Origin of the sequence: Streptomyces sp. NPDC088766, assembly GCF_044750845.1 — a bacterium.
GTDB lineage: Bacteria > Actinomycetota > Actinomycetes > Streptomycetales > Streptomycetaceae > Streptomyces.
In genome coordinates, this window is sequence record NZ_JBIVKQ010000024.1 from 61,818 (window position 1) to 88,059 (window position 26,242).

19 protein-coding genes are annotated in these 26,242 nt (G+C 71.8%); 12 read left to right on the plus strand and 7 right to left on the minus strand.

The features are described 5' to 3' along the window. Nucleotides 1-69: 69 nt before the first annotated feature. From ACIP5W_RS27965 to ACIP5W_RS27990, 6 genes are all read right to left on the minus strand, one after another. Entirely contained in the window at nt 70-1,080 is a 1,011-nt protein-coding gene (locus ACIP5W_RS27965; protein ID WP_401479185.1) for a LacI family DNA-binding transcriptional regulator, read from the minus strand. Beyond that, nucleotides 1,080-3,368 (minus strand): alpha-xylosidase, encoded by a 2,289-nt coding sequence (gene yicI, locus ACIP5W_RS27970; protein ID WP_401479188.1) that lies wholly within the window; start codon nt 3,366-3,368, stop codon nt 1,080-1,082. Before yicI ends, ACIP5W_RS27965 begins: the two co-directional genes overlap by 1 nt. A gap of 12 nt (nt 3,369-3,380) precedes the next feature. After that, the gene (locus ACIP5W_RS27975; RefSeq protein ID WP_401479191.1) at nt 3,381-4,205 is read right to left on the minus strand and encodes a carbohydrate ABC transporter permease; all 825 of its coding nucleotides are present in this window, start codon (nt 4,203-4,205) and stop codon (nt 3,381-3,383) included. Then, on the minus strand, nt 4,202-5,170 hold the full coding sequence (locus ACIP5W_RS27980) for a carbohydrate ABC transporter permease (RefSeq protein WP_401479194.1): 969 nt from the start codon (nt 5,168-5,170) through the stop codon (nt 4,202-4,204). The genes ACIP5W_RS27975 and ACIP5W_RS27980 overlap by 4 nt, the downstream gene beginning before the upstream one ends. Beyond that, complete coding sequence (locus ACIP5W_RS27985; RefSeq protein ID WP_401479197.1) at nt 5,167-6,459, minus strand: ABC transporter substrate-binding protein; 1,293 nt, start codon at nt 6,457-6,459, stop codon at nt 5,167-5,169. Before ACIP5W_RS27985 ends, ACIP5W_RS27980 begins: the two co-directional genes overlap by 4 nt. Before the next feature lie 119 nt (nt 6,460-6,578). Next, a complete protein-coding gene (locus tag ACIP5W_RS27990; RefSeq protein ID WP_401479200.1) occupies nt 6,579-7,805 on the minus strand; it encodes an MFS transporter in 1,227 nt (408 codons plus the stop codon). Between the two features lie 83 nt (nt 7,806-7,888). Between ACIP5W_RS27990 and ACIP5W_RS27995 the strand changes: the two genes are divergently transcribed. From ACIP5W_RS27995 to ACIP5W_RS28050, 12 genes are all read left to right on the plus strand, one after another. Then, nucleotides 7,889-8,902 carry a LysR family transcriptional regulator gene (locus ACIP5W_RS27995; protein WP_401479203.1) on the plus strand — a complete coding sequence of 338 codons (1,014 nt, stop codon included), beginning with the start codon at nt 7,889-7,891 and terminating at the stop codon, nt 8,900-8,902. Between the two features lie 237 nt (nt 8,903-9,139). Then, nucleotides 9,140-10,255: a translation initiation factor IF-2 gene (locus ACIP5W_RS28000; protein ID WP_401479206.1), complete on the plus strand. Its 1,116-nt coding sequence runs from the start codon at nt 9,140-9,142 to the stop codon at nt 10,253-10,255. Between the two features lie 589 nt (nt 10,256-10,844). Continuing rightward, complete coding sequence (locus tag ACIP5W_RS28005; RefSeq protein ID WP_401479391.1) at nt 10,845-12,929, plus strand: bifunctional polysaccharide deacetylase/glycosyltransferase family 2 protein; 2,085 nt, start codon at nt 10,845-10,847, stop codon at nt 12,927-12,929. After that, nucleotides 12,926-14,194: an acyltransferase family protein gene (locus tag ACIP5W_RS28010; RefSeq protein WP_401479209.1), complete on the plus strand. Its 1,269-nt coding sequence runs from the start codon at nt 12,926-12,928 to the stop codon at nt 14,192-14,194. The genes ACIP5W_RS28005 and ACIP5W_RS28010 overlap by 4 nt, the downstream gene beginning before the upstream one ends. Before the next feature lie 138 nt (nt 14,195-14,332). Next, nucleotides 14,333-15,748 carry a nitrate/nitrite transporter gene (locus ACIP5W_RS28015; RefSeq protein ID WP_401479212.1) on the plus strand — a complete coding sequence of 472 codons (1,416 nt, stop codon included), beginning with the start codon at nt 14,333-14,335 and terminating at the stop codon, nt 15,746-15,748. Nucleotides 15,749-15,848: 100 nt separating this feature from the next. Beyond that, nucleotides 15,849-17,033, plus strand: a complete 1,185-nt coding sequence (locus ACIP5W_RS28020) for a uroporphyrinogen-III synthase (RefSeq protein WP_401479215.1) — start codon at nt 15,849-15,851, stop codon at nt 17,031-17,033. Between the two features lie 398 nt (nt 17,034-17,431). Then, the gene (locus ACIP5W_RS28025) at nt 17,432-18,028 is read left to right on the plus strand and encodes a CGNR zinc finger domain-containing protein (RefSeq protein ID WP_401479218.1); all 597 of its coding nucleotides are present in this window, start codon (nt 17,432-17,434) and stop codon (nt 18,026-18,028) included. 353 nt (nt 18,029-18,381) lie between these two features. Next, a complete protein-coding gene (locus ACIP5W_RS28030; protein ID WP_010039908.1) occupies nt 18,382-18,903 on the plus strand; it encodes a sigma-70 family RNA polymerase sigma factor in 522 nt (173 codons plus the stop codon). Nucleotides 18,904-18,953: 50 nt separating this feature from the next. Further along, on the plus strand, nt 18,954-19,733 hold the full coding sequence (locus tag ACIP5W_RS28035; protein WP_401479221.1) for an anti-sigma factor family protein: 780 nt from the start codon (nt 18,954-18,956) through the stop codon (nt 19,731-19,733). Between the two features lie 60 nt (nt 19,734-19,793). Further along, nucleotides 19,794-22,190 carry a HelD family protein gene (locus tag ACIP5W_RS28040; RefSeq protein WP_401479224.1) on the plus strand — a complete coding sequence of 799 codons (2,397 nt, stop codon included), beginning with the start codon at nt 19,794-19,796 and terminating at the stop codon, nt 22,188-22,190. A 300-nt stretch (nt 22,191-22,490) separates the two neighbouring features. Then, complete coding sequence (locus ACIP5W_RS28045; protein WP_401479227.1) at nt 22,491-23,906, plus strand: NAD-dependent malic enzyme; 1,416 nt, start codon at nt 22,491-22,493, stop codon at nt 23,904-23,906. A 337-nt stretch (nt 23,907-24,243) separates the two neighbouring features. Then, a complete protein-coding gene (locus ACIP5W_RS28050) occupies nt 24,244-24,525 on the plus strand; it encodes an HU family DNA-binding protein (RefSeq protein WP_004000874.1) in 282 nt (93 codons plus the stop codon). Between the two features lie 149 nt (nt 24,526-24,674). Here the strand turns inward: ACIP5W_RS28050 and murA are convergent, their stop codons facing one another. Further along, nucleotides 24,675-26,021: a UDP-N-acetylglucosamine 1-carboxyvinyltransferase gene (gene murA / locus ACIP5W_RS28055; RefSeq protein ID WP_366059017.1), complete on the minus strand. Its 1,347-nt coding sequence runs from the start codon at nt 26,019-26,021 to the stop codon at nt 24,675-24,677. Between the last annotated feature and the right edge of the window lie 221 nt (nt 26,022-26,242).

Genomic DNA, 26,242 nt, shown 5'->3' on the forward strand with positions numbered 1-26,242 from the left:
GGGGTTCTCTGCTTTCCGTCTTTTCCATCCTGCCCGTCCTGCCCGTCCTGCCCGTCCTGCCCGTCCGGGTCAGGACGAAGCGCGCGGTCCCGTGCTCGCCCGCCTCGTCAGGCGGGGCGGCAGCAGCGTCGCCTCCGTCACCTCCTCGCCGGCCAGTTTCGCCATCAGCAGCTCCACCGCCCGTGCGCCCAGCTCCGCGGACGGCAGGGCGACGGAGGTGACGGGCACCCGCAGGCTGCCGGCGAGTTCGTCGGGGCAGATCGCCGTGACCGACAGATCTCCGGGGACCCGGAGGCCCAGTTGCTCGAAGGCGTCGACCAGCGGCTCCAGGACCGCCTCGTTGTGGACGACCACCCCGGTCAGGGCGGGATGTTTGCGCAGCAGTCCTTCGGCGACCCGGCGGGCGGCGGCGGGCGTGCCCTCGCAGGGGTGCACGGCAAAGGTGAGCCCGAACCGGTCCGCGGCCGCCGTGAACCCCTGCACCACCCGCTGCGCGAACGCCGTGCCCCGCACGTACACGTCCGGCGGCGACCCGACCAGCGCCACCACCCGGTGTCCGAGCGCCGCCAGGTGCTTCACGCAGGCCTCGCCCGCCGCCCGGAAATCGAGATCGATGCAGGTCAGCCCGTCCGCCTCGGACGGAAACCCGATCATCACCGACGGCCGGTCCAGGGAGCGCAGCAGCGGCAGCCGGGGGTCACGGAGCTGCACGTCCATCACGATCAGGGCATCCACCAGCGCCGTGCCCGCCACCCGGCGCAGTCCGTCCTCGCCCTCCTCCTGGGTCAACAGCAGCACGTCGTGGTCGTGGCGGCGGGCGGCCGTCACCACCGACACCACGAACTGCATGACGACCGGGACATGGATGCCGGCCCGCAGCGGCGCCACCAGCGCCAGCATGCTGGAACGGCTGCCGGCCAGGGCGCGGGCGCCCGCGTGCGGGCGGTAGCCCAGCTCGCGGACGGCCGCCTCGACACGCTGCCGGGTCTCCCCGGAGATCGGACGCTTGCCGCTCAGGGCGTACGAGACGGTGCTGGGGGAGACCCCGGCGTGCCGGGCCACGTCGGTGATCTTCACCATCACCCGGCCGCCGGCTCCAGGGTGAGGAACCCGGTCCCGGCCGCTGCCCGCACCACCCGCTCCCCGGCCGCCAGCGCCCACGGTGCCGAGGGATCACTGCAGGAGGCCTGCAGCACGTCGCCCTCCCGTACGACGGTGAAGGTCACGTCGCCCACCCGCACCGCGACCCGCGCGCCCTGCTCGAGGCCGTACGCCCGCAGGGTCACCCCGTCCGCGTACGCGTAGTCGGGCCGGTCGTCCACCGCCCCGACCGGGATCACCGCACCCGGCCTGACCAGCAGCGGCACGCTCGAGAACCCGTGGCGTTCGCGCACCCAGCGCGGCCCGGTGACCGCCTGCCCGCTCAGGTAGTGCGTCCAGGTGCCCTCGGGCACGTAGTACGTCACGTCCCCCTCGTCGCTGAACACCGGCGCCACCAGCAGGTCCGGGCCGAGCATGTACTGCCGCTCCAGGTGCGCGCACCCGGGGTCGTCCGGGAACTCCAGCACCATCGCCCGCATCACCGGCAGGCCCTCGGCATGGGCGGTGCGGGCCGCCTCGTACAGGTAGGGCATCAGGGCGAGCTTCAGCCGGGTGAACAGCCGCAGCACGTCGACCGACTCCTCGTCGAACAGCCACGGCACGCGGTACGTCGAGGACCCGTGCAGCCGGCTGTGCGAGGACAGCAGCCCGAAGGCCAGCCACCGCTTGAACAGCGCGGGCGTCGGCGTGCCCTCGAAGCCGCCGATGTCGTGGCTCCAGTACCCGAACCCGGACAGGCCGAGCGACAGTCCGCCGCGCAGCGACTCGGCCATCGACTCGTACGTCGCCTCGCAGTCGCCGCCCCAGTGCACGGGGAACTGCTGGCCGCCGGCCGTCGCCGAGCGGGCGAAGAGCACCGCCTCGCCCTCGCCCCGGTGCTTGCGGAGCACCTCGAAGACGGTGCGGTTGTACAGCTGGGTGTAGTAGTTGTGCATCCGTTCCGGATCGGAGCCGTCCGCCCAGGCCACGTCGACCGGGACGCGCTCGCCGAAGTCGGTCTTGAAGCAGTCGACGCCCTGTTCCAGCAGGGCTTCCAGCTTCGCCGCGTACCAGTCGCGGGCGGCCGGGCTGGTGAAGTCGACCAGGGCCATGCCCGGCTGCCACAGGTCCCACTGCCACACGCTGCCGTCGGGGCGTCTGAGCAGGTGCCCGAGCGCCTTGCCCTCGGCGAACAGCGGGGAGCGCTGGGCGATGTAGGGGTTGATCCACACACAGATGTGCAGCCCCTTCTCCTTCAGCCGCGCCAGCATCCCCTCCGGGTCGGGGAACACCCGGGGGTCCCACCGGAAGTCGCACCAGTGGAACTCGCGCATCCAGAAGCAGTCGAAGTGGAACACGGAGAGCGGGAGTTCGCGCTCCCGCATGCCGTCGATGAACGACGTCACCGTCTCCTCGTCGTAGGAGGTGGTGAACGACGTCGACAGCCACAGCCCGAAGGACCAGGCGGGCGGGAGGGCCGGGCGCCCGGTGAGGGCGGTGTACTTGCGCAGGATCTCCTTCGGGGTCGGCCCGTGGATGACGTAGTACGTCAACCGCTGCGACTCGACGCTGAACTGGACCCTGGACACCGTCTCCGAGCCGACCTCGAAGGACACCTTGCCCGGATGGTCGACGAAGACGCCGTAGCCGGCGTCGGTGAGGTAGAAGGGCACGTTCTTGTAGGCCTGTTCGGTCGCCGTGCCGCCGTCGGCGTTCCAGATGTCGACGACCTGCCCGTTCTTCACCAGCGGCCCGAACCGCTCGCCGAGCCCGTACACGCTGGTGCCCACGCCGAGGTTGAGCTGCTCGCGCAGGTAGTGGGCGCCGGTCCCGTCCCGCATGATGCCCATGCCCTTGGTGCCGCTGGAGGTCAGGACCCGGCCGTCGGCCAGGAAGTCGACGTGCCACGGCCCGGTCCGGGCCACCCTCACCGACAGCGCGCCGGAGGTGAGGGTGGCGTGCTCGTCGTCGTACTCGGCGCGGGCGGCGGTCTCCTGCCCGGTGAGCTCGAACTCCGGCCCGAGCGGCTGCCCGCCCTCGAAGTGGGTGAGGGTCACCCCGATGACGTCCGGCATCGGGGTGTGCGCGGTGATCGTCACGACCGGCCCCTTCAGCAGGTCGCCGCGGTGGCGGATGGGCCGGGTCGGCGCGTGGATCTCCAGCGTGCCTCCCCCGGAGGGGGTGCTCCCGGAGGGGTCGCCCCCGGGCGCGTCGACGTCGAGGACCTCCACGGGATGCGCCGAGGTGACGCCCTCGCGCAGCAGCCAGTAGCCGTCGGTGAACTTCACGCGCGCACCCCTTTACTTGACCGCGCCCACGGCGATGCCGCGGGTGAGCGTCCGCTGGAAGACGAGGAAGAAGACGATCGCGGGCAGTACGCCCAGCAGAGCCGCCGCGTTGGTCATCGTGGCGTCCATCAGGCGCTGGCCCTGCAGGACGCCGAGCGCCACCGACACGGTCTGGTTGTCGTTGGAGATCAGCATGACCAGCGGGAGCAGGAACTCGTTCCAGGTCCAGATGAAGAAGAACACCATGAGGACCCCGAGGGTGGGGCGGCTGACCGGGACCACGATCCGCCACAGCACCTGCCACTTGTTCGCGCCGTCCATGCGGGCGGCCTCGATGATCTCGCGGGGGAACTGCCCGAGCACCGAGGAGAGGAGATAGGTGCCGAAGGCGGCCTGGACGACCGTGAACACGATGATCACGCTCAGCCGGGTGTCGTAGAGGCCCACCTGCTTGCTCAGGTAGTAGACCGGGTAGACCAGCGCCTCCTGCGGCAGCATGTTGGCCAGCACGAAGAAGGCGAGGACCCAGGTGCGGCCCCTGATCCGGCCGATGCCGATCGCGTACGCGTTGAGCACCGACAGGGCCGCGGCGAGCACGGCCACGGAGCCGCTGATCAGCACCGAGTTGAACAGCTTCTGGCCGTAGTCGACCCGTTGCCAGAAGTCCTTCAGGCCGTCCAGGTAGAGGCCGTCGGGCAGGCTGAGCGGGCCGTGCGCGGAGTACTCGGCCGGTGACTTGACCGCGTTCACGGCCACGATCACGAACGGCACCACCATGAACAGGGCGGCCAGGCACAGGGCTGCCAGTACCGGGTAGCGGCGTAGGGCGGCGGTCATGCGCGGATCCCCTCCTCGGCGTCCTCGGCGCGGGTCTGGAGTTTCAGGCCGATCAGGGAGACGGCCAGGATGATCACCGTGAGGACGGTGGAGATCGCGGCGCCGTAGCCGACCTGCGTCTTCTCGAAGAAGGTGGCGAAGGAGAAGTACGACGGCACGTTCGTCGCGCCGCCCGGCCCGCCCTTGGTCAGCACGTACACCGCGCCGAACACCTTGAGCGCGGCGATCGTGCACCAGGTCAGCACGACGTAGGTCTCCGGGCGGATCTGCGGCAGCGTGATGTGCCAGAAGCGGCGCCACCAGCCGGCGCCGTCCAGCTCGGCCGCCTCGTACAGCTGCGGGTCGACGCGTTGCAGGCCCGCCATGAAGACGACCAGCGGGAAGCCGATCTGCACCCACACCATCACGCCCATCACGCTGTACAGCGCGATGTCCGGGTCGCCGAGCCAGTCCTGCTGCCAGGAGCCCAGCCCGACCGCCCTCAGCAGTTCGTTGAGGGAGCCGTTCTCGGGGGCGAGGATCCAGCTCCAGACGATGCCGGCCACCGCGATCGGCAGCACCTGCGGGAGGTAGAAGCAGGCCCGCAGCACCGCGGCCCATCTCGGCCCGAAGTGCTTGCCGACGAAGTCGAACAGCGCGGCGGCCAGCACGAGACCGATCACGGTCGGCACGGCCGCCATGGCGAGCACCATGAACAGGCTGTGCCGGAAGGACGCCCAGAACTCCGAGTCGTCCATCAGCGCACGGTAGTTGGCGAGCCCCGACCACGAGGGGCTGCCGACCCCCTGCCAGTCGGTGAAGCTGACGCCCGTGTTCATCAGGAACGGCACGCCGATGACCGCCAGGAAGGCCAGGATCCCGGGGAGCAGGAAGAGCGCGTAGGACTCGCGGGTACGGGGGCGGCGCGGGCCGGCGCCGAGGTGCTTGCCGACGGCCCGCGCGCCCCGTTCGACGGTGACCGTCATCGCTTCGGCGCGCCCTTGTCGTAGGCCTGCTGCAGGGCGCTGAGGTAGTCGTCCGGCTTCTGGGCGCCCGTCATCAGCTTCTGCGTCTCGGAGACCAGGACGTCGTAGAAGCCGTTCACCGGCCAGTCCGGGTAGAAGGCCAGGCCGTCCCGCCCGCTCAGGGTGTTGAAGTCGGAGATGAGCTTCTTGGCCTTCGGGTCCGTGATGGCGCTCGCGTCGGCCGCGACCGGGACGCCGCCCTTGTTGCCGAGCAGGTTCTGGATCTTCTTCGACATGGTGATGTCGATGAAGTCGTAGGCGAGCTCCTTGTTCCTGGCGTTCTTCGGGACCACCCAGAGGTTGCCGCCGGAGCCGAGGGTCAGGTCGGAGCCGGGCCACAGGGTGGTGTCCCAGGAGAACTTGGCCTCCGCCTGGAAGCGGCCGTACCACCAGCTGCCGGAGAACAGGATCGGCGCCTTGCCCTGGATGAAGGAGACGCCCGCGTCCTCGGCCTTGACGCTGGTCGACTTCTTGCTGATGTAGCCCTTCTTCACCCAGTCCGCGAAGGTCTGTGCCGCGTACGTCCAGGCCGCGTCGTGGAAGTCGGTCTTCCCCTTGTACAGCTCGTACGAGTCGACCCACGAGCGGTCGGCCCTGGAGAGGGCGAGCTGGTAGAGGTACTGCTGGGCGATGTACTCGGCGCCGCCGTTGGCCAGCGGGGTGACGCCCTTCTCGGCGAAGGTGTCCATGGCCGCCGTGAGCTGGTCGAACGTCTTCGGCTCGGCGATCTTGTACTTCGCGAAGAGGTCCTTGTTGTAGTAGACCATCGTGTACTCGGCGTAGTTCGGCACGCCGTACCACTTGCCGGAGCCCATGACGCCGTCGGTGTCGTACCTGCTGGTCGTGCTCACGCCGGCGCTGAGCTTCTTGTCCCAGCCGCGCTTCGTCGTCTCGGCCGTCAGATCGGTCAGCAGGCCCTGCTTCGACAGCAGGCCCGCGGTCGCGTTGCCCTTGTTGTACTCCATGAGGTCCGGGGCGTCCGAGGAGTTGAGGACCATGGACGCCGTCTTCTGTATCTGCTCGAAGCCCTTCTCCTCGACCTCCACCTTCACGCCCGGATGCGTGGCCTCGAACTCCTTGATCGCCTCCTTCCAGGCCTGGCCCATCGCGCTGTCGGGGCCCTCGTAGTGCCAGAGCCGGAGCGTCTTGCCGTCGGACGCACCGCTGTCCGAGTCACCGCAGGAGGTCAGGAGCAGCGATCCGGAAAGGATCACCGCCGCGGCCACCACACGCCTTCGTGTCGTCAACATCGAGTGCCTCCAGGGGACTCGGATGGTTCTTGGGGATGCCACGCAACGCTCGTCGAATCGATTCGATGCGTGGTGTCGAAGCGCTTCGACGCGGAAGCTATGCGGAGGATGCCGGTGCGTCAATGGATCTGGCCGGAATTGGTGCAAGCGTTTCGACGACAGGAGCGGACGCGGTTCGCCACGGTGTGGATCAGCAGTGCGGTGCCGGCCGCCGCGACCGGCACCGCGAAGGCGGCCGTGGCCGAGCCGTGCTCCACCGCCCAGCCGCCGGACACCGAGCCGCAGGCCAGGCCGGCCAGCAGGGCGGTGACGACCAGGCTCATGCCCTCGTTGAGGCGGTCCCCCGCAACGCGGTCCTGGACCAGGGCCATCGCGGTCACCATCGTGGGCGCGGTCGCCATGCCCGCCACCAGCAGGGCCGCCGCCAGCACGGGAAGCGTTCCGGCGGTACGGGCGGCGAGCAGCGGCAGGGACATCAGCGCCGCCATCGCCAGCAGGCACCACGGCAGCCGGCGCTCCGCCGGGCCGTTCGGCCCGCGCGCCCCGTACACCAGGCCCGCCGCGCACGACCCCGCCGCCTGGAGCGCCAGCACCACCCCGGCCGCCGAGCGGTGGCCCGCCGCGTCCGCGTAGGCGATCGTGACGACCTCCGTCGAGCCGAACACCGCGCCGGTGGCGACGAAGCACGCGAGCAGCGGCGGTATGCCGGGGGTGCGCAGCGGTGACGCGGAGGCCGTGCGTGCGACGGGCGGCGGCTCGGTCGCGCGTTGGGCGGTGAACACCAGCACCCCGGTCACCAGCAGCGCCACGCCGGCCAGCGTGCCCGCCTCCGGGAAGAACGTGCCGCACAGGAAGGCCGCGAGCACCGGGCCCAGCATGAAGCACAGTTCGTCGGCGGCCTGTTCGAAGGAGTTCGCCGTGTGCAGGGCTGCCGGGTCGCCCCGGAGCAGGTGGCTCCAGCGGGCGCGCGACATGCCGCCGGTGTTGGGCGTGGTCGCGGTGGCGGCGTACGCGGCGAACAGCGTCCAGTCGGGGGCGCCCCCGCGCACGCACAGCACCAGCGCGAGACTGCCGAGCGCCGCGAACAGCGTGGCCGGTACGGCGATCCGGGCCTGCCCGTACCGGTCGACGAGCCGCGCCGTCCAGGGCGCGACCAGCGCGGTCGCGGCCAGTCCGCTCGCGCTGACGGCACCGGCGAGGGCGTACGAGCCACGGGTGCCGGCGATCATCACGACCGCGCTCACGCTGAACATGCCCATGGGCAGGCGGGCCATGAGGTTCCCGGCGGTGAAGGCGCGGGCGCCGGGGACGGCGAAGAGACGGCGGTAGGGGTTGGGCTGCGGCATGCGCCCACCGTCACCCGCGGCCGGTCACGGGGTCCAACACCTGTTCGGAACCGATTCACCCACCCCCGTTGTAAATTCGCCGGATGCCCGCTCATGTCGACCCCCGCCTGCTGCGCGCCTTCCTCGCCGTCGCCGAGGAACTCCACTTCACGCGCGCCGCGACCCGCCTCCACGTCGCCCAGCAGGCCCTCAGCCGGGACGTGCGGCGGCTGGAGCGCGAGCTGGGCGCCGAGTTCTTCCTGCGGACCACCCGGCAGGTGACGCTCACCGCCGAGGGCGAGCGGCTGGTGCCCCACGCGCGCGCGGTCCTCCGCGCGCTGGACGACCTGCGCGCCGCGTTCGGCCCGGCCCGGCCCCTCCTGGTCGACCTGAACTCCCCGGGGCTGGCCACCGGCCGCCGGGTGCTGCACCGGGCCCGTGAACTCGCCCCCGAGCACGAGCTGATGGCCCGCTTCGAGAGCGGTCTGACCGGTGCGGCCGTGGAGATCGCCGCGGGCCGGCTGGACGCGTCGTTCGGCCGTTACGCGGGCCTGAGCCCGGTGCTGCGCGCCCAGTTGGACCACCAGCTCGTGCGCTACGAGCCGATGGCGGTCCTGCTGCCCGAGGGGCACCCGCTGGCGTCGGCGGCCCGGGTGCCGCTGTCCGCGCTGGCGGGGGAGCGGGTGTACGCGGGCGCGGGGAACCCGCGGACGCCGGAGTGGACCGACCTCGCCCGGCTCCTGTTCGAGGGGCGCGGCATCGAGATCGCGCCGCCCGTCCCGCTCGCCGTGGGGGAGGAGGAGTTCCGCCGGATCATGGCCAAGGACCCCTTTCCGATCCTCGCGGTAGTAGGTTTTCCGGCCATGCCCGGAGCGGTGCTGCGACCCCTCGTCGACCCGGTCCCGCTGTCCCCCGTGTCGCTGGTGTGGCGAAAGGGGCTGGTCCATCCGGCGCTCGAGGTGCTGCGCCGTGCGGCGGTCGAACTCGGGTTCGCGGAGGGCTGGTTGGAGCGTCCCGACGGTGGATGGATTTCGGCCATAGACATGAACATGGCGTGTACCCATAAAAGAGACATCGCACACATCGACCCCGCGCCTGCGCTAGATTCGTCGCCCTGAGCACGCTGGGGTCACAGGGGTGCGCCGACCGGGTGGGGGCCCGGTTTCGTCGGCATGTGCTCGTCGTCTCAAGCGCATCCAGGAACTGACCCGTGGTGTCCCGTGGGGGGAAACGCACACGTGAAGAATTGGCGGGAAGGTGCCCAACCGGAGTGGCCGGGAGCGGCATCACCGACCGGAGAAGCACCGGCCGTGAAGGGGGATGTCCAGGAGTTTCCAGGCGGTGCACGGCAACCCGTGAGGGGCGGGCCGGAGCACGGCGGCCAGGATGTCCTCCTGGGTGCCGGCCTCGGGGCGGGCGGCGGAACGCCGACCGGATACCGGGACGAGTCGGGGCAGACCGGCCGGCCGTCGACCTCGAACGGCCTTTCCGAAAACGAACGGCCGAGCGGTGGGCTCCAGGACCCCTGGCAGGAGGCCGCAGAAGCGTCCGTCCTCCTGCCCGGCACGGACGCCGAGGGCGACGACCCCGACGAGGTGACCGTCCGGCTCGACTTCCCGCACCGGGGGACGGGCCCGCGCGGCGGCGGCCCGGACGCCTCCGACGCACCCGTGTTCGTCGACGAGTCCGGCCGCCGCAGCCGCACCTTCCGCCGGATCGGCATCGCCGTCGGACTCGCCTGCGCCACCTACGCCGTCGTCATCGTCGCCACCCTCCTGTCCGGGAACGCCGGTGCGCCCTGGCTGCCGGTGCCGGGCCAGAACGACGACGAGCCGGCCGCCCGGGTCGAGACCTCCGACGAGCCCAGCTCCTCGCTCACCCCGACGCCGCCCGGCTTCGCCGCGCCCGGCCGCCCCGGCCGCACCGCCTCCGGACCCGCTGTGCTCCCCTCGGGTACGGGCGCGGCACCCAGCGTCTCGGGCAGTGCCGTCGTGCTGCCGAGCAGGTCCGCCGCCGCGCCGCGGCCCCTGCCCGGCGGCTCCGGCCGGCCCGGCCCGGCCCTCACGAGCGAGCCCCCTGCCCCGGCGTCCAGCAGCCCGGCCGCGCCTCCGCCGCCGCCCGAGCCGTCCCCGTCCGCCACCGCGGAACCCACCCCGCCGCCCTCGCCCTCCCCGGCGGGCGACGCGGGCACCACGGTGGCGGGGGGTGCGGCGGATCCGGTGGTCGCCGGGTCGGAACCGGGGGGCGGTTCGGGTTCGGGCTCCGGTTCGGGGTCTGGTTCGGGCTCCGGTTCCGGCTCCGGTTCGGGGTCCGGCTCCGGCGCCGGCTCCGGTGAGGAGACCGGTACGGCCGCGGCCTCGGGTGCCGATCCGGGAACCGGCTCCGCACCCGAGCCGGGTCCGTTCCCGTCGTCGTCCTCCGGTCCCGACGACGCCTCCGATCAGGTCACGGTGTCCAGCACCATCTCCTGAACCTCGTCCTGCCTCGTCCGACCTCGCCGGTCGTGCCCGCGCCCTCGCGCGCACCCGTGGAGCGGCCGGCGGATCCGGCAGGCCGGCCGGACCGGCCGCGCCGGCCTCCGCCTGCCCGCGGCCCGCCCCGTAAGGCTGCCGACGCCCGGTCCCGACGCGCCTTGGCGCCGGTTCACCCGTACGGCCGTCGGACCCGACACCACGGTCCGGCCCGCCTCCGGACCCGTCGGAGCCTCCAGACCCACCAGCCCATCGGCACCGCCGTGCCCGGCACCGCCGTCGCATCCGGCACCGCCGTCCCCGTCCCCGTCCCCTTCCGGCGTCCGGCCGGCCCGTCCTCGTCCCCGAAAGAACGTTCCTCATGGCTCCACGCAGCAGCCGGCCCGCGACCCGAAGGTCCGCCGGACATCCAGCCCACCCCGCGCACGGCCCGGCCCCGGCCCCGGCCGCGTACGACCACGACGACGAGCAGGGCGGCGCACCGCGGCCGCCCGCGGCCGGACGCCGTGCCGGCCGGGGCCGGGCCCGCGCCCGCAGACGCCTGCGGCCACCCCTGCGCCATCTGCTGCCCCTCGTGGTGCTGTTCGCGATGATGGCGATGCTCCTGCTGCGCGGCTACGTGCACAGCGAGGTCCTCGCCGACCACCGCGTCCGCCCGGACGCCGCCGCCGACCGGGTGCCGCAGGCGATCCTCGACGGCGGTCCCGTCGTCGACACCCGCGGCGGCCGGGCCACCAGCATCGACGTCCCGGACCACCGGATCGTCCTCACCTTCGACGACGGCCCCGACCCCCGCTGGACGCCGCAGGTCCTCGACGTCCTGAAGAAGCACCGCGCGCACGCCGTCTTCTTCATCACCGGCACGATGGCCAGCCGCCACCCGGACCTCGTGCGGCGCATGGTCGACGAGGGCCACGAGATCGGACTGCACACCTTCAACCACCCCGACCTCTCCTACCAGTCGAAGAAGCGCATCGACTGGGAGCTGACCCAGAACCAGCTCGCCCTCGCCGGCGCCGCGGGCATCCGCACCTCCCTGTTCCGCCCGCCGTACTCCTCCACCGCCTCCGCCCTGGACAACAACACCTGGCCGGTGACCCGGTACGTCGGCAGCCGCGGCTACCTCACCGTCCTCACCGGCGACGACAGCGAGGACTGGCGCAGGCCGGGCGTCGCGCAGATCATCCGCAACGCCACGCCCGCCGACGGCAGGGGCGCGATCGTCCTGATGCACGACTCCGGCGGCGACCGCAGCCAGACGGTCCGGGCCCTCGACACCTACCTCCCCCGGCTCAAGGGGGAGGGCTACGCGTTCGAGAACCTCACCGAGGCGCTCGACGCGCCCAGCGCGCACACCGAGGTCGGCGGCCTCGAACTGTGGAAGGGACGCGCCTGGACCGCCCTGGTCACCGCCGCCGACGACCTCACCGGCGTGCTCGTCGTGGGCCTCGCCGTCATCGGCTTCCTCGTCCTCGCCCGCTTCGGCCTGATGCTGCTGCTGTCCGCCGTCCACACCCGTCGCACCCGCCGCGCCGACTTCGTGCGGGGCCCCGACGCACCGGTCACCGCACCGGTGTCGGTGCTGGTCCCGGCGTACAACGAGGCCAAGTGCATCGAGAACACGGTCCGTTCCCTGGTCAGGAGCGACCACCCCGTGGAGATCCTCGTCGTCGACGACGGCTCCTCCGACGGCACCGCCCGCATCGTGGAGGACCTGGGCCTGCCCGGCGTACGCGTCGTCCGCCAGCCGAACGCCGGCAAACCCGCCGCCCTCAACCGGGGCATCGCGAGCGCCCGGCACGACCTCATCGTGATGATGGACGGCGACACCGTCTTCGAGCCCTCCACCGTCCGCGAGCTGGTGCAGCCCTTCGCCGACCCGCGCGTCGGCGCCGTCGCCGGCAACGCCAAGGTCGGCAACAAGGACACCCTCATCGGCGCCTGGCAGCACATCGAGTACGTCATGGGCTTCAACCTCGACCGCCGCATGTACGACGTCCTGGGCTGCATGCCGACCATCCCCGGCGCGGTCGGCGCGTTCCGCCGCACCGCCCTGGAGCGGGTCGGCGGCATGAGCGACGACACCCTCGCCGAGGACACCGACATCACCATGGCGCTGCACCGCGACGGCTGGAAGGTGGTGTACGCCGAGAAGGCCCGCGCCTGGACCGAGGCCCCGGAGTCGGTCCAGCAACTGTGGTCCCAGCGCTACCGCTGGTGCTACGGCACCATGCAGGCCATCTGGAAGCACCGCCGCGCCCTGCTGGAACGGGGCCCCTCGGGCCGCTTCGGCCGGGTCGGTCTGCCCCTGGTCTCCCTGTTCATGGTCGTCGCCCCGCTGCTGGCGCCCCTGATCGACCTGTTCCTGGTCTACGGACTGCTGTTCGGCCCGACGGGGAGGACGATCGCGGCCTGGTTCGGCGTCCTGGCCGTCCAGGCGGCCTGCGCGGCCTACGCCTTCGTCCTGGACCGGGAGCGCCTGACCCCGCTGATCTCGCTGCCCCTGCAACAGCTCCTCTACCGCCAGCTCATGTACATCGTCCTGCTCCAGTCCTGGATCACCGCCCTCACCGGCGGCCGGCTGCGCTGGCAGAAACTGCGACGGACGGGCCAGGTGGCGGCCCCGCCCGCCGAGGAGACGCGGCCCGCCGTGGAAGAGGGGGCGGCCCGATGAGCATCCGGCCCTCCGACCCGATGAGCACCCGTCCCGCCGGCCTCCCCACGCGGACACCGGCCGAGACGGGCCGCAAGGACCGGGCGTCACAAGAAGTACGCGAGACACCGCGCGAACCGGCCTCCCGCGACCGCTACTTCGACCTCCTGCGCGCCGTCGCCCTGTTCCGCGTGATCTTCTACCACCTCATGGGCTGGGCCTGGCTGCCCGTCGTCTTCCCCTCCATGGGCGTGATGTTCGCCCTGGCCGGCAACCTCATGGCCCGCTCCCTGCGCCGTCGTCCCGCGACCGACGTCGTCCGCGGCCGGCTCCGCCGCCTCCTGCCGCCCCTGTGGCTGCTCGGCGCGGTGGGCGTCACGGGCATGCTGCTCGGCGGCTGGGGCCCGGGCGAGGAGGGCCACCCCGGCTGGTGGTGGCTCCATCTCGCCTTCTGGGTCCTCCCGCTGAGCGACCCGCCCTACGGCGAGGGCCTGCCGGGCATCCCCGGGCTGATCGGCGAGGACTGGGCGGTCGCCGTGGGCGTACCCCTGTGGTACCTGCGCGCCTACCTCTGGTTCGTACTGCTGTCCCCGCTGCTGCTGCGCGCCCTGCGGGCCGCGCCCTGGCCGACGGTCCTCGCGCCCCTCGCGCTGTCGGCCGCCCTGGAGGCCGGCCTGCCGACCGTCCCCGGCTGGCGGCTGGAGTCGGCGCTCAGCGACTTCGGCGCGTTCGGCGCGTGCTGGCTGCTCGGCATGGCCCACCAGGAGGGCGTCCTGCGCCGGCTGCCCCGGTACGTCGTCCCCTCCCTCGCGCCGGTGGTGGCGTGCGCCGGCCTCTGGTACGCCCTCACCCAGGACCTCAGGACGGGGCACGACCTCGACGACATGCCGTTCGCACAGGCCCTGTGGTCCTTCGCGGCCGTCCTCCTCCTCCTGCACCTCAGCCCCGCGTGGCACGAGTGGCCCCGCCGCCTGCGCCGCTGGGACCGGCTGATCACCCTGCTCAACGCACGTGCCGTGACGATCTACCTCTGGCACAACGTGTGCATCGTCGTCGTGGAGACGCTCTGGGACCGCCTGTGGAACATCGGCGTCCTGGAGACGGACGCCCACTGGATCCTGGTGAGCCCCTGGCCCCAGCTGCCGGCCGTCTGGCTGCTCACCGCGGGCTGCGTCGTCTGTTTCGGCTGGGTGGAGGACCTGGCGGCCGGGAGACGCCCGAGGATCTGGCCGGACGGACGCCCGGGGGCCCACCGGGACCGACCTGGCGTGCCCCACCTCTCATGACGCCCTCGCGCAAGGTGAGAGCAACGTTCCCTTCCGGTCACCCACAGCCACAGACCGGAAACGCGCCCTCCCTACCTTCGGGACTCATCACCGCTCATCCCCGCGAACCACCCGAGCCCCGGAGCACGTGGAGGCGTCATGACAGCCCCTGGTACAGCCCCCGCACCCCCGACCGACCCGAGCACCGCCTCGGCCTCCGCCAAGAAGGGGAGCCGCTGGATCGAGGAGTGGGACCCGGAGAACGAGGCCTTCTGGAACACCAAGGGCGAGAAGATCGCCCGGCGCAACCTCGTCTTCTCCGTCCTCTCCGAGCACATCGGGTTCTCGATCTGGACCCTGTGGTCGGTGCTGGTGCTCTTCATGGGCCCGGAGTACGGCCTCACCCCCGCCGACAAGTTCCTGCTCACCTCGATGGTGACCCTCGTCGGCGCCGTCGTCCGCGTGCCGTACACCTTCGCCGTCGCGGTGTTCGGCGGACGGAACTGGACGATCATCTCCGCCGCCATGCTGCTCGTCCCCGCCACCGCGGCGTTCACGGTGATGGAGCCGGGCACCTCGTTCGGCACCTTCCTCCTCGTGGGCCTGCTGGCCGGCGTCGGCGGCGGCAACTTCGCCTCCTCGATGACCAACATCAACGCCTTCTTCCCGCTCCGCAAGAAGGGCTGGGCGCTCGGCCTCAACGCGGGCGGCGGCAACATCGGCGTGCCGGTGATCCAGCTGGTCGCCCTCGCGGTCATCGGCGCGAGCGGCGGGCCCCGCGTGCTGCTCGGGATCTACATCCCGCTGATCCTGGTCGCCGCCACCCTCGCCGCCCTGTACATGGACAACCTGGCGTCCGTGAAGAACGACACCGGCGCCGCGATCGACGCCGCGAAGGACGGCCACACCTGGATCATGTCCTTCCTCTACATCGGGACGTTCGGGTCGTTCATCGGGTACTCCTTCGCCTTCGGGCAGGTGCTCACCAACCAGTTCGGCCGTACGCCCCTCCAGGCCGCCTACCTCACCTTCATCGGCCCGCTCCTCGGCTCCCTCATCCGTCCCGTCGGCGGCTGGCTCGCCGACCGCTACGGCGGGGCCCGCATCACCCTCTACAACTACGTCGGCATGGCCGCCGCCACCGCCGTCCTGGTCTTCGCCAGCATGCGGAAGTCGCTGCCGCTGTTCGTCTGCGTCTTCGTCGTCCTGTTCGTCCTCACCGGGCTCGGCAACGGGTCGACGTACAAGATGATCCCCGGCATCTTCCAGGCGAAGGCCGTCGCGAAGGGGCTCGTGGGCGAAGAGGCGGCCGCCCACGGACGCCGGCTCTCCGGCGCCTCCATGGGACTCATCGGAGCCGTCGGCGCACTGGGCGGCGTCGCCATCAACCTCGCCTTCCGGCAGTCCTTCCTCTCCTACGGCACCGGCACCGGCGCCTTCGTGGCCTTCCTCGCCTTCTACGGCGTGTGCTTCGTGGTCACCTGGGCCGTATACCTTCGTCGCCCGGCCGGCCGCACCACCACCACCGGGACCGCATCTGAGGCGAAGCCACAGCTCAGCTACGCCGAGGTATGACGTAACACCGGCGACACGAAGCCGAACCGAGCCTGTCACGCACCATTGGCAGGCTCGCTCGGCATGTAGGTCCATACGACTCCACTGCGGGACGAGAGTTATGTACGAGCAGCAACAGCAGCGACCGGACCACGACCCGGACGGCCAGGACGCCGAGCAGCACGGGCCCCTCGCCGGCTTCACGGTGGGGGTGACCGCCGCGCGCCGCGCCGACGAGCTCGGGGCGCTGCTCCGGCGGCGCGGGGCGGCGGTGCTGCACGCGCCCGCCCTGCGGATCGTGCCGCTCGCCGACGACGGCGAACTCCTCGCCACCACCAAGGACCTCCTCGACCAGGCACCCGACGTCGTGGTCGCCACCACCGCCATCGGCTTCCGGGGCTGGGTGGAGGCCGCCGACGGCTGGGGGCTCGGCGAACAGCTGATCGCCCGCCTCGGCGGCGTCGAACTCCTCGCCCGCGGCCCCAAGGTCAAGGGCGCCATCCGCGCCGCCGGGCTCACCGAGGACTGGTCGCCGTCCAGCGAGTCGATGGCCGAAGTCCTCGACCGGCTGCTGGAGGAGGGCGTCGAGGGCCGGCGCGTCGCCGTCCAGCTGCACGGCGAACCGCTGCCCGGCTTCGTGGAGGCGCTGCGGGCCGGGGGAGCGGAGGTCGTGGGCGTGCCCGTGTACCGGTGGATGCCGCCGGAGGACATCTCGCCCCTCGACCGGTTGCTGGACGCCACCGTCTCGCGCGGCCTGGACGCGGTCACCTTCACCAGCGCGCCCGCCGCCGCCTCCCTGCTGTCCCGCGCCGAGGAACGCGGGCTGCTCCCCGAACTGCTCGCCGCCCTGCACCACGACGTCCTCCCCGCCTGCGTCGGCCCGGTCACCGCACTGCCCCTGCAGGCGCGCGGGGTGGACACCGTCTCGCCCGAACGGTTCCGGCTCGGACCCCTCGTGCAACTGCTGTGCACGGAACTGCCCGGCCGGGCCCGCACATTGCCCGTCGCCGGCCACCGGATGGAGATCCGGGGGCACGCCGTGCTGGTCGACGGCTGCCTCAAGCCCGTACCGCCCGCCGGGATGTCCCTGCTGCGGACGCTGGCCCGACGGCCGGGCTGGGTCGTCCCGCGCGCCGACCTGCTGCGGGCGCTGCCCGGGGCGGGGAAGGACGAGCACGCCGTGGAGACGGCGATGGCCCGGCTCCGGACCGCCCTCGGGACGCCGAAACTGATCCAGACGGTGGTGAAGCGGGGGTACCGGCTGGCGCTGGACCCTGCGGCCGATGCGAAGTATGCGGACGGGTGAGGGGTGAACCGGGGTTCGGGTGGCCGTCACGGGGGCTGCGCCCCCGGGCCCCCGTCACGGGGGCTGCCGCCCCCGGGCCCCCGCTTCGGCCTGAACGGCCTCGTCCTCAAACGCCGGACGGGCTGAGATGTCCGGACCGGTGCTGGGGAGGAACTGCGGGACGGGGTGGGATGTCCGGACCGGCGTTGAGGAGGAACTGCGGGACGGGGTGGGATGTCCGGACCGGTGCTGGGGAGGAACTGCGGGACGGGGTGGGATGTCCGGACCGGCGTCTCCAGGCAATCGTCGGGCTGGAAGACACCCCCGTCCGGTTCGGGGTCTTCCGGGGAGCCGTTCCCACCCCGCACTGTGAAAGGTGACGCTTCCTCCGTCAGCCTCTTCTCGGTGGTGACCGGCACATGGCACTGGGTACGGGCACGTCCCCCCACGACCTCCGCTTCGACGCCGGGCGGATCTGCCTGGACCTGCTCGCCACCGCCCACCCCCTCGAACGGCTCGACGCCCTGCCGCCGTTGTGTGCCTGGATCAGCGGGTCCGGTCTCGTGCCGCCCGGCACGCCGCTGACCCACGCCGGTCCCTCCTGGCCGTCCGCCTTCCGGGAACTGCGTTCCGGTGTCGGCCACTTGGTGTCCGGGTGGCTCACCGGCGAGACGCGGCCTGCGTACGGTGCCGCCCTCGCGCACGTCAACGCCGTCGCCCGTGCCGCGCCCCCGGTCCCCCGTGCCGTACGCGCGCAGGACGGCGGGCTGGTGCGGGAGTTGGAGGGGGAGCCGGAGTGCGCGGCGCTGCTCGCGGTGGTCGCCCGCGACGCGGTGTCACTGCTGACCGATCCCGTCGCGAGGGCGGCCCTGCGGCAGTGCGCGGGGGACAACTGCCCGATCGTCTACGTCGACACGTCCCGCGGGCGGCGCAGGCGCTGGTGTTCCAGCGAGGTCTGCGGGAACCGCGAACGGGTCGCCCGGCACCGCCGACGCACGGCGCTCGCGCGTACCTGACCGTCGCCGAGCGGCAAGTGGGCCGTCCGCTATGGGGTGTTCGTACCCGTGTCGCCGAAGTGCCGTCGAAGTGATTTCGATTACACGTCGTTTACCTGCCCGCGTCTCCGGGCAGCCCGCCGCCGCCTCGCTCGTGTGGGGGAAATGTAAAGAAAGAGGGGCGGGAATGTGCCTTCATGTTCCTCTTGTCATGTCACCTCGCAGAAATCTGTCACTCCGGTTTGAACACTCGCCGGACCGTGTCCGTACCGGTGGGGGAGCGACCGACTCGGGGGAACCCCCGGACACCGGAGGTGGGCGTGCGCAAGGATGCGGCCGTGGCCAATGAACGTGGATCGAGGGCCCGACATCGCATGTCCCAGCCCTCGGAGCCCGATGAGGAGCTGATGCGCGCTCTGTATCGGGAGCATGCCGGACCCCTTCTCGCGTACGTCCTGCGACTGGTTGCCGGTGACCGGCAGCGCGCCGAGGACGTCGTGCAGGAGACACTCATCCGTGCCTGGAAGAACGCCGGTCAGCTCAACCGGGCGACCGGATCGGTACGCCCCTGGCTGGTGACGGTCGCACGTCGCATCGTCATCGACGGCCACCGCAGCCGGCAGGCCCGGCCGCAGGAGGTCGACCCGTCGCCGCTGGAGGTCATCCCCGCGGAGGACGAGATCGACAAGGCGCTGTGGCTGATGACGCTGTCGGATGCTCTCGACGACCTGACCCCGGCCCACCGGGAGGTGCTCGTCGAGACGTATTTCAAGGGGCGTACCGTCAACGAGGCGGCCGAGACGCTGGGCATACCCAGTGGCACCGTGCGCTCACGGGTCTTCTACGCCCTGCGGTCGATGAAGCTGGCTCTCGAGGAGCGGGGGGTGACGGCGTGATGAGTGTTTACGGGGGATTCGGAACGGGTGGTTCGGGTATGTCTGGCCCCATGCAGGGAGCTGTGCAGGGATCTCCGAGCCCGAGCGAACACGAGACCGTGGGCGCCTACGCCCTCGGGATCCTCGACGACGCCGAGGCAACCGCTTTCGAGGCGCATCTCGCCGGGTGCGAGTGGTGCGCCCAGCAACTCGACGAACTCGCCGGGATGGAACCGATGCTGGCCGCGCTCGCGGACCTGCCGGGCGCCGGGACCCCCGCGATCGGCGAGTCCCTGTCCGCGAAGCCGGGCCCGCGACTGGTCGAGAAGCTCGTCGTCGAGGTCTCCGACCGCCGCGCCCAGAAGCGTCGGCGCAGCATGTACATGATCGCGGCGGGTGTCGCGCTGATCATCGGCGGCCCGCTCGTGGCCGTGGCGGCCGGCGGCGGCGACAGCGGCGGCCGCACCGGCGTCGAGGCGGGCGCGAGCCCCGCGAAGTCGGTCTTCGGGACGCTCTCCGACAAGGTCACGGGCACCGACCCGGGCACCAAGGTCACCGCGACCGTCGCCATGGGCGAGAAGGCCTGGGGCACCGAGGCCGTCGTCGAGCTGAAGAACGTGGCGGGACCCAACAAGTGCTCGCTCATCGCCGTCGGCAAGAACGGCGAACGGGAGACCGTCGCGTCCTGGTCCGTCCCCGAGTGGGGCTACGGCCTGCCCAACGCCAAGACCGAACAGGCCAAGAACCCGCTCTACGTCCAGGGCGGCGCCGCGCTCACCCCGAACGAGATCGACCACTTCGAGGTCATGACCTTCGACGGGAAGAAGCTCGTCGAGGTCGACGCGCCGTAGCCCGCAGTGGCCCCCTTCGCGTACGGTTGACGGCTGCCCAGCACGTCAGAAGGGGGCCCGGTGGCCGCTCAGGCTCAGCAGGAAACCGCGGTCGACTCGGTTCAGGACTCAGTTCGTGACCGTGAGATCAGCGTCGAACAGGAACACCTGGACCGGGTGTACCGGCGCCTCGAGGAGAAGATCCACGAGGCCGAGTTCCTCATGCACGACGCGGCCCGCCGCGGCCAGGTCGGCACGCCCGGCGCCCTGGCCGAGCGGGACGCCCAGGTGTTCCGGGCGGGGGTCCACCTCAACCGCCTCAACAACGAGTTCGAGGACTTCCTCTTCGGCCGGATCGACCTGCTCCCCGGCAAGGACGGAAAGAAGGGCCCCGACGGCGCCTACACCGCCGTGGAACCCGCCGACGGCGCGATCCGCGACGACAACACCGCCGACATCGCCGAGACCCTCCACATCGGGCGCATCGGGGTCCTCGACGAGGACTACGCCCCGCTCGTCATCGACTGGCGGGCCCCGGCCGCCGCCCCGTTCTACCGGTCCACGCCGGTCGACCCCGGCCGGGTCGTGCGCCGCCGGGTCATCCGGTCCAAGGGGCGCCGCGTCCTCGGCGTGGAGGACGACCTGATGCGGCCGCAGCTCACGGCCAGCCTCGACGGCCGGGAACTGTCCGTCATCGGCGACGGCGCCCTCATGGCCGCCCTCGGCCAGGCCCGCAGCCACACCATGCGCGACATCGTCGCCTCCATCCAGGCCGAGCAGGACATGGTCATCCGTGCTCCCGCCGCCTCCGTCACCTACGTCGAGGGCGGCCCCGGCACCGGGAAGACGGCCGTCGCCCTGCACCGGGCCGCCTACCTCCTCTACCAGGACCGGCGCCGCTACGCGGGCGGCATCCTGATCGTCTCCCCGACCCCGCTGCTCGTCGCGTACACCGAGGGCGTCCTGCCCTCCCTCGGTGAGGAGGGCCAGGTCGCGATCCGCGCCATCGGCTCCCTCGTCGACGGCCTGCAGGCCACCCTCTACGACTCCCCGGCGGTGGCCCGCACCAAGGGGTCGTACCGGATGCTCAAGGTGCTGCGGAAGGCCGCGCGCGGGGCGCTCGAAGCGGGGCGGCCGGGCGGCGGCCCGCCGGCCGGGCAGCTCGCGTTCGGGGAGCCCGCAGGCGACACCGACGACGACACCGACGGCGCCCGTCCGCAGGCCCCCGCGGGCACGCCCGACCGGCTGCGCGTGGTCGCCTTCGGGCGGCGTCTGGAGCTGGAGGCCGGCGACCTCGACCGGATCCGGCAGAGCGCCCTCGGCGGCACCGCGCCGGTCAACCTGCTGCGCCCGCGCGCCCGCAAGCTCCTGCTGGACGCCCTGTGGCAGCGCTCCGGCGCGTCCGGCCGGCACAGCGACCCCGAGCTGGCCGCCGAACTGCGCTCCTCCTTCGACGAGGACGTCACCGGCGAGGACTCCTTCATCGCGTTCCTCGACGCCTGGTGGCCCGAGCTGACCCCGAAGTCCGTCCTCGCCGCCATGGCCGACGAACGCCGGCTCGGCCGCTGGGCCCGCCGCATCCTCAACCCCGGTGAGGTCCGCAGGGTCGCCCGCTCGCTGAAGCGCGAGGGCCACTCGGTGCACGACATCGCGATGCTCGACGAGCTCCAGGCGATCCTCGGCGTCCCGGCCCGCCCCCGCAGGAGACGCGAACTCGACCCGCTGGACCAGCTCACCGGCCTGGAGGAGCTGATGCCGGTGCGCGAGGAGTCGCAGCGCGAGCGGGCCGAGCGCCTCGCCCAGGAGCGCACCGAGTACGCGCACGTCATCGTCGACGAGGCCCAGGACCTCACGCCGATGCAGTGGCGCATGGTCGGCCGCCGCGGCCGGCACGCCACCTGGACGGTCGTCGGCGACCCGGCCCAGTCCTCCTGGTCCGACCCCGACGAGGCGGCCCAGGCCCGCGACGAGGCCCTCGGCAGCCGCCCGCGCCGCCGCTTCCAGCTCACTGTGAACTACCGCAACCCGGCGGAGATCGCCGAGCTGGCCGCGAAGGTGCTGGCGCTGGCGATGCCCGGCGCCGAGTCCCCGACGGCGGTGCGCTCCACCGGAGTGGTCCCGCGCTTCAGCGCGGTGGCGGACACCCTGGGCGCGACCGTCCGCGCCGAGGCCGAACGCCTCCTGGAACGGGTCGACGGCACCGTCGGCGTCGTCGTGGCCATGAACCGTCGCGAGGAGGCCCGCCGCTGGCTCGCCGGACTCGGCGACCGCGTGGTGGCCCTCGGCAGCCTGGAGGCCAAGGGCCTGGAGTACGACGCGACGGTGGTCGTCTCCCCGGCCGAGATCGCCGACGAGTCCCCGGCCGGTCTGCGGGTGCTGTACGTGGCGCTGACCAGGGCGACCCAGCAGCTGACGGTCGTCTCGGCGGACCGCGACGAACCCGACGGGGACGGGGTGCCCGATCTGCTGAGGGACTGATTCCTGTGAAGTCCCCGCACGGGAATGGCGTTCGGGGATCCGTTTGTTAGCCTGGACGTGACACCGGCCCGATCCAAGCCCCCGGGCCCAACCTTCGTCGCCACGAGCGACCACTTGCCGCGAGGCGAGCATGGCGGGTCGGTGTCACAGACAGACGAAAGAGGCCCACGTCCATGTGACGTGGGCCTCTTTCGCTGTGAACTCAACGTTCGCAACCCGGGGCGGCTAACGCCTACCCGACAGTAGGTGCGACGATCGAACGGCATCCAGCGTCACAGGTGAAAGCAGAGGAAGTCGGCCATGGCAACGGCGCCCAGCGTCTCCTACTCGATGACGGTCCGGCTGGAGGTGCCCGCGAGCGGAACCGCGGTCTCCCAGCTCACCGGGGCCGTCGAGTCCCACGGAGGCTCGGTGACCGGCCTCGACGTCACGGCTTCCGGCCATGAGAAGCTCCGCATCGACGTGACGATCGCGGCCACCTCCACGGCGCACGCCGACGAGATCGTCGAACAGCTGCGCGGCATCGAGGGTGTGACGCTGGGCAAGGTCTCGGACCGTACCTTCCTGATGCACCTCGGCGGCAAGATCGAGATGGCGTCCAAGCACCCGATCCGCAACCGTGACGACCTCTCCATGATCTACACGCCGGGCGTGGCCCGCGTCTGCATGGCGATCGCCGAGAACCCCGAGGACGCCCGCCGCCTGACCATCAAGCGCAACTCCGTTGCGGTCGTGACGGACGGCTCGGCCGTGCTGGGCCTGGGCAACATCGGCCCCATGGCCGCGCTGCCGGTCATGGAGGGCAAGGCCGCCCTGTTCAAGCGGTTCGCCGGCATCGACGCCTGGCCGATCTGCCTGGACACCCAGGACACCGACGCCATCGTCGAGATCGTCAAGGCCATCGCGCCGGGCTTCGCCGGCATCAACCTCGAGGACATCTCCGCGCCCCGCTGCTTCGAGATCGAGGCCCGGCTGCGCGAGGCCCTGGACATCCCCGTCTTCCACGACGACCAGCACGGCACCGCGATCGTGGTCCTGGCCGCCCTGACGAACGCCCTGCGGGTCGCGGGCAAGGCCGTCGAGGACATCCGCGTCGTCATGTCCGGCGCGGGCGCGGCCGGCACGGCCATCCTCAAGCTGCTGCTCGCGGCCGGCCTGAAGAACGCCGTCGTCGCCGACATCCACGGCGTGGTGCACGCCGGCCGCGCCGACCTCGTCGACGCGGCCCCCGGCTCGGCGCTGCGCTGGATCGCCGACAACACCAACCCCGAGGGCCTCACCGGCACGCTGAAGGAGGCCGTGCACGGCGCGGACGTCTTCATCGGCGTCTCCGCCCCCAACGTCATCGACGGCGACGACGTGGCCGCCATGGCCGACGACGCGATCGTGTTCGCGCTCGCGAACCCCGACCCCGAGGTCGACCCGGCGGTCGCCCGCCGCACGGCCGCCGTGGTGGCCACCGGCCGCTCCGACTTCCCCAACCAGATCAACAACGTGCTGGTCTTCCCGGGTGTCTTCCGCGGCCTGCTGGACGCCCAGTCCCGCACCGTCAACACCGAGATGATGCTCGCGGCCGCGAAGGCCCTGGCCGACGTGGTGACCGAGGACGAGCTGAACGCCAACTACATCATCCCGTCCGTCTTCAACGACAAGGTCGCCGGCGCGGTGGCCGGGGCCGTGCGGGAGGCCGCCAGGGCCGCCGGGGTCACCGCCTGAGATCCCGTGGTGTGCGGGGGCTGTGAGGATCGCCACGACGTGTCATGAAACCGGCGCGTCGGGGAACCCGGTGCGCTCGGCCGCCCTCTAGGGTGGGCGGCCAGTCAGTGGGCCTTTCCGTGTGACTCCCAAGGGTGTTCTCACGACTCCTGCGGGTGCCGGATTGGCTTTCCCGCCGCAGGTGGGGGCAGGATGCGTCTCTGGGCGCGAGGGTCCGACAAGGGACCCGGGTCCGGGGACTGTCCGAAGACCCTGGCAGCATCGGCTTCGCTGTGCCCAACATGCGGCTCCGCCGCGTGGCACGCCGCAACGGCAAGAAGAACACGGGAGTAAGAACATGAACCGCAGTGAGCTGGTGGCCGCGCTGGCCGACCGCGCCGAGGTGACCCGCAAGGACGCCGACGCCGTGCTGGCCGCGTTCGCCGAGGTCGTCGGCGACATCGTCTCCAAGGGCGACGAGAAGGTCACCATCCCCGGCTTCCTGACCTTCGAGCGCACCCACCGTGCCGCTCGCACCGCGCGCAACCCGCAGACCGGCGACCCGATCCAGATCCCGGCCGGCTACAGCGTCAAGGTCTCCGCGGGCAGCAAGCTCAAGGAAGCCGCCAAGGGCAAGTGACGCTCCGCTGAGAGCGCCGTGGGGCGTCTGCGTGCCGTCTGTCGCCGGTCACGCAGTGCCCCGCGCTCCTTCGAGCGCGTCGTCGACATACGCCGATGGGGCGGCACCCGGACCGGGTGCCGCCCCATCGGCGTATGCGCGGGACTGGGCTATCCGAGCGCCTTGCCCGGCAGTTCCACCTTCGCGCCGAGCTCCATCAGCTTGTCCATGAAGTTCTCGTAGCCGCGGTTGATCAGGTCGATGCCGTGGACGCGGGACGTGCCCTGGGCCGCGAGGGCGGCGATCAGGTAGGAGAAGCCGCCGCGCAGGTCGGGGATGACCAGGTCCGCGCCCTGGAGCTTGGTCGGGCCGGACACGACCGCCGAGTGCAGGAAGTTGCGCTGGCCGAAGCGGCAGTCCGAACCGCCCAGGCACTCGCGGTACAGCTGGATGTGGGCGCCCATCTGGTTGAGCGCGGACGTGAAGCCCAGCCGCGACTCGTAGACCGTCTCGTGGACGATGGACAGGCCCGTGGCCTGGGTGAGGGCGACGACGAGCGGCTGCTGCCAGTCCGTCTGGAAGCCCGGGTGGACGTCCGTCTCCAGGGCGATCGACTTCAGCCGGCCGCCGGGGTGCCAGAAGCGGATGCCCTCGTCGTCGATCCGGAAGGCGCCGCCCACCTTGCGGTAGGTGTTCAGGAACGTCATCATCGAGCGCTGCTGGGCGCCGCGGACGTAGATGTCGCCCTCGGTCGCCAGCGCCGCGGACGCCCAGGAGGCGGCCTCCAGGCGGTCCGACAGGGCGCGGTGGTCGTAGCCGCCGAGCTTGTCCACGCCGGTGATGCGGATCGTGCGGTCGGTGTCCATCGCGATGATGGCGCCCATTTTCTGCAGGACGCAGATCAGGTCCTCGATCTCCGGCTCGACGGCCGCGTTCGCGAGTTCCGTGACGCCCTCGGCCAGGACGGCCGTCAGCAGCACCTGCTCGGTCGCGCCGACGGACGGGTACGGCAGCACGATCTTGGTGCCGCGCAGCCGCTGCGGGGCCTCCAGGTACTGGCCGTCCGCCCGCTTCTCGATCTTCGCGCCGAACTGCCGCAGCACGTCGAAGTGGAAGTCGATGGGCCGGCCGCCGATGTCGCAGCCGCCCAGGCCCGGGATGAAGGCGTGGCCGAGGCGGTGCAGCAGCGGGCCGCAGAACAGGATCGGGATGCGGCTGGAACCCGCGTGGGCATCGATGTCGGCGACGTTGGCGCTCTCGACGTAGGTCGGGTCGAGCACCAGCTCGCCCGGCTCCTCACCCGGACGGACCGTGACCCCGTGCAGTTGCAGCAGGCCGCGTACGACCCGCACGTCACGGATGTCCGGAACGTTGCGCAGTCGGCTCGGCTCACTGCCCAGCAGGGCGGCGACCATGGCCTTGGGTACGAGGTTCTTCGCACCGCGGACCCGGATCTCGCCCTGAAGCGGGGTTCCGCCGTGGACAAGCAGGACGTCGTCTGAGCCGTTGACGGTCATGTATCTCGCGTTCCGTGGAGTGGGGCAGGGCCGAGAGGACAGAGTAATCGCCGTGGACCCCGGTCCCGTAAGCCCGAGGAGCACTCAGGCACGTCATGGCTGTGTCACAACACGAACCGTTTCCCGCCGGGCACATGGGGTCACCGCGGACCGGGCCGCGGTGACCCCATGTGCCCGGACCGCACGCGTGCGCCCGGCCCGCACCCCTCCTCGTGCCCCGG